Genomic DNA, 3656 nt, shown 5'->3' on the forward strand with positions numbered 1-3656 from the left:
CAATTTTTCGTTTGCAATTTTTTAATATTTTAATTTGTTTGTAATAGAATAAAGTTATAAGCAACAAGCGTTGCACTTCATACTTCATTCAAGCATCAAACTAAATAGTAATAGTTTGATTTTTTTCTTCTTTAACTTTGTTTACTTTACTAAAGTCATCATTTACATATTTTGATATACCTTTGTAAATAAAGTAAATATAAGGTATACCTAAATTTGTTTCAATCAATGAATTAATCATAATTGGTTCAAATTTAAATGGTCTTATTCCGTTTACTAATAATGAAAACTCTCAACCAAATTGAACTAATATTCCAATAATAAGCATTCTTAAAACTGGCAATTTATCTTTTTTAGTAAACATGTTATATATTAAAACAGCTAAATACCCAATAACTAACATAGCAGCCATAAATCCATGATATTGTCCAACTTTTCTTTCTATGTTAATAGTTCCGTTTGCAATTGGAGTCATTGCAGAGATCATAGGACAACAAATTCATCAAATAATGATTATAAGTGCATATTCTTTTAAATTTTTATCTTTCTTAACACCTAATCAAATAACTAAAAAATTAGTAATTCCATAGCTTGAAGAAAGTCAAAGTAAAAACCAAAATGGATTTGCTCCTTGCACTGACCGAGTGTGCAATCATGCATAAAAAATCCCATAATCTACTACAGTGTACAAAATTGCCCCAAATAAACAAAATAATAATGTAACATATTTCTTTTGAACTATTAATAATACTAGCAATAGTACTAAAAAAATAGTGTCATAAATAATATATGAACTATTTAATGTTCTCTTAACAGAAAAATCTGTTTCTAATATTTTCATTTTTTAAATCCTTATAAAATAAGTACAATAACTTTTAAATATTATAACAATTAAATTTATTAATTGCTAATTTAAACAATAATAGTTATTACTAAAAAATAAAAATCTAGTTTAATAATATAATTGTATTATTCGATAAGAAGGTATAAAATGCACTATTTAAATATTTGAAATAAATTTTGATTTTTTATAAAAAGATATTGATGAATATTAATTATTTCTTTAATACCATTTTTAACTATGACTAGTTGTTATAAGCCAAATCAAATTACTGAACAGGTAGAATATGGAGTATTTTTAGGAATATCTAATGATAAAATATCAAGATTAGAAAAATATAAAACAGTTGTAATAGAACCGCAAGAATTTTCAAAAGAAAATATTGAGAAATTACATAATGATAAAAAATTTGTTTATGGATATCTAAATATTGGGGCTATTGAAAAGTATCGTCCATATTATAATGAATACAAAGATATAACATTAGGAACATATGAAGATTGACCCGATGAAAGATGAGTTGATGTTTCTAAAAGTAAGTGGCAAAATTTTGTTGTCAATAATTTAGCTCAAAGTTACAAAGAAAAAAATTTTGATGGTCTTTTTTTGGATAACTTTGATGTTTACTATCATTATGCAAGACCCGAAATTTTTAAAGGTTTATGTGACATTTGTACTCATTTAAAAAACCTTGGTTTTAGATTACTTATTAATGGAGGAGACACATTTGTGTCTAAATGTATTCAAAATAATAATGCATCATCTTACTTTGATGGTATTAATCAAGAAACAGTATTTACATCTATTAATTTTAAAAACAAAACATATGGTAAACAAAAAGCTGAACAACATGAATATTTCACTCAATATTTAAAAAGTGTTAAACAAACTAATTTATCTGTTGTTTATTTATTAGAATATGGCGCTAATAGTAAATTATTAAAAGAAATAGATGAGTATTGCAAAGAAAATGGTTTTGGATATTATAATGCTCCATCATTGGAATTAAAATAATAAAAATTTTATACAATAAAACTTTTTAGAGTAAATCCCAAATTCCGGACTTTTTGGAAAAGGGTTTATTTTTATGTGATTAAAATTAAAAAATAATGAAAAAGCATATTTTTCTCTTGTAGTTGATTTTGAAAATAAAGAGATTTTAGTTATTCGACCTCTAAATCATCAAATTTAAGAATAATAGATAAAATGTTAGAAAATGTAAAAGAGAATGGGCATAGCTTAAACAAAGTATTATTGCATTCTGATCAAGGATGACAACAATATACTCACGAAGAGTATATAAATTATTTGAAAGAGAAACAAACAATTCAAAGCATGTCAAAAAAAGGAAATTGTTTGGACAATAGTCCCACCGAATGTTTATTTAAGTGTTGTAAAAAGAGAATTTTGATTTGGAAAAGAAAATAGATTTAAAAGTTTTAAATAATTTAAAAATGCTTTAGAAGAATATATTTCACATATTATAATAGTGGAAGAATTGTTAATAAATAAAAGGACTTAGCTCTGCAAGAATAAGTCCAAAAACAATTAAAAAGTCCAATATTTGGGGTTCATACTAAATTAGAAATATCCTCATTTTTTAATTTCAAAAATGAAACCTGTAATTTATAGATCTCCCTTCTAAAATTAATAAATATTTCATTTGGTTTTTAATTATTTTAAGCATAATCAGATTCTTTCTATTAAAAAATTTTCATTTTCTTTGCAGCTCTCAAGACCAAAATAATTAAAAGCGAATTCTTTTACTTCTTTTTCAGAATTTAAAATACTTTTTATTATTTCCATTTGTTCACATTTAAAACCAACATTTTTCTTTAAACATTTGTGACAAATAGGGCACAGTTTTACTAAATTATCTGGCACATCTAAACTATTATAATCATTAGATAAAGCAATATTATGATGCACTTCAAAATAATAATTATTATTTTTTGCTCATTTAAAACTTCTAGTATTTATATCATATTTTTGAAAGCAACCTGAACACTTATCACTTTTTGTTCTAATTATTGATTCAACTAAAGCTCTATCACGTTTGGATTGTTCTGACTCATTTGGAATATCTTCAAATTTTAATTCTTGTCTTAACTTTTTAACTTCATTCTTATCTATGTCTCTTCCGCTTATATAGGTAACAAAAAACTGTATCCTTTCAAGAAAAGTATTAGAATTACTAACATTTTTGTCTGGGAAGTTAAAATATGTTATGTTATTTTTTTCAAAATAATTAATATATTTAAATTTTGTTTTTAATATATTTGCTTTATAATCATTTATTATTCCAATATTTTTCAAAAATCAATCTAACCTTATCCTTATTTGAGTGTTTCTTTGATTTTTGTTTTCAACATAATCATTTTGCAATTGTCTAAAATTTATATTTAAAAATGCAAGAGAAATATTAAAATAGTTAGTAAAAATTAAACATTTATTAAATTCTAATCTATTAGAATAAAAATAATCCGAAGATAAATAATTTAATTTAAAATCTATACTACCCCTTGTTTCAAAAAAACCTCTAATAAACATTTTTATATTTTCATTATTAATTGTTTTTGAACTAAAAAGTTCTGAGTTGTATAAATAAAAATAAAGTTTACTAAAAAATTGTTCAGTAGTTAATTTCAAATCGTTTTCTACAATAAAAATAGTTTTTCATAAAGTTGTATTTAAAAAAAATATATTCATTTTTTTAAAAGTAAACTAGGACAAAAATTTTGGACTAAATTGTAAAATTTTTGTTGTTGTAAACATCCCATAATTCTTGGGGTGTTTTTAAATTAAATTTTTTTAA

At 22.6% G+C, this 3656-nt stretch carries 3 protein-coding genes and 1 pseudogene; 2 read left to right on the top strand and 2 right to left on the bottom strand.

Going from position 1 to position 3656, the window contains the following annotated elements:
- Positions 1 to 100: 100 nt before the first annotated feature.
- Positions 101 to 841, bottom strand: a complete 741-nt coding sequence (locus F795_RS06970) for a hypothetical protein (RefSeq protein WP_022936284.1) — start codon at positions 839 to 841, stop codon at positions 101 to 103.
- A 150-nt stretch (positions 842 to 991) separates the two neighbouring features.
- Here F795_RS06970 and F795_RS06975 point away from each other — a divergent pair, with 150 nt between their 5' ends.
- On the top strand, positions 992 to 1855 hold the full coding sequence (locus tag F795_RS06975) for a glycoside hydrolase family 191 protein (protein ID WP_022936285.1): 864 nt from the start codon (positions 992 to 994) through the stop codon (positions 1853 to 1855).
- 235 nt (positions 1856 to 2090) lie between these two features.
- Positions 2091 to 2301: pseudogene (locus F795_RS07010) on the top strand (IS3-like element ISMi1 family transposase); the annotation flags it as partial.
- Positions 2302 to 2515: 214 nt separating this feature from the next.
- Here the strand turns inward: F795_RS07010 and F795_RS03630 are convergent.
- Complete coding sequence (locus F795_RS03630; protein ID WP_022936287.1) at positions 2516 to 3550, bottom strand: HNH endonuclease; 1035 nt, start codon at positions 3548 to 3550, stop codon at positions 2516 to 2518.
- Positions 3551 to 3656: the final 106 nt, after the last annotated feature.

Origin of the sequence: Metamycoplasma orale ATCC 23714, from assembly GCF_000420105.1 — a bacterium.
In the GTDB taxonomy this organism is placed as follows: Bacteria; Bacillota_I; Bacilli_A; order Mycoplasmatales; family Metamycoplasmataceae; genus Metamycoplasma; species Metamycoplasma orale.